At 64.1% G+C, this 569-nt stretch carries 1 protein-coding gene and 1 pseudogene; both read right to left on the minus strand.

Annotation, left to right across the window (positions count from 1 at the left end; translation table 11 throughout):
* Positions 1-431: ATP-binding cassette domain-containing protein (locus tag EN935_RS39460; RefSeq protein WP_127374425.1), on the minus strand; the 431-nt coding region annotated here is incomplete at its 3' end.
* Positions 424-569, minus strand: a pseudogene (locus tag EN935_RS42635) (ABC transporter ATP-binding protein); the annotation flags it as partial. The gene EN935_RS39460 and the pseudogene EN935_RS42635, both read right to left, overlap by 8 nt.

Genomic DNA, 569 nt, shown 5'->3' on the forward strand with positions numbered 1-569 from the left:
GGCAGGCCGACACGCTGCAGCGCTTCTGCGACTCGCGCCTCCAGATTGTCGCCAAGGCCGTTCTGTTTCAGCGGCGCGGCGATGATGCTGGCAATGGTTCTGCGCGGGTTGAGCGACGACATCGGATCCTGGAAGATCATCTGCAGATTGCGGCGCAATGGCCGCAGCTCCGCCTCAGGCAGATGGGTGATATCCAGGCCATCGAAGCTGATGCTGCCGGCGCTGGGCTCCAAGAGACGCACCAAAGCGCGGCCGAGCGTTGATTTTCCCGATCCGGATTCGCCGACGATTCCGGTCACCGAGCCCCTGGGAAGATCGAAATCCAGGCCTTTGAGTATCTCGGTCAACGGCGCGCGGCCGATCAGCGGTTTGCGCGTCATGTCGGGCAGCGCGACCTTCAGCCCGCGCACGGAAAACAGCGGCTCAGCCATGCGGTCGCCTCCATGCCTGGTCGGCGGCAGCGATCTCTGAAGCAAGCCCGGCGAGTACTTCGTCGTCCACTGGCTTTAGCGAGGCGAAAGGATCGGTGTAGCGTGGCGTCGCCGCCATCAGCGCCCGTGTGTAGGGCT

It is taken from the genome of Mesorhizobium sp. M7D.F.Ca.US.004.03.1.1 (genome assembly GCF_003998635.1).
Taxonomy (GTDB): domain Bacteria; phylum Pseudomonadota; class Alphaproteobacteria; order Rhizobiales; family Rhizobiaceae; genus Mesorhizobium; species Mesorhizobium loti.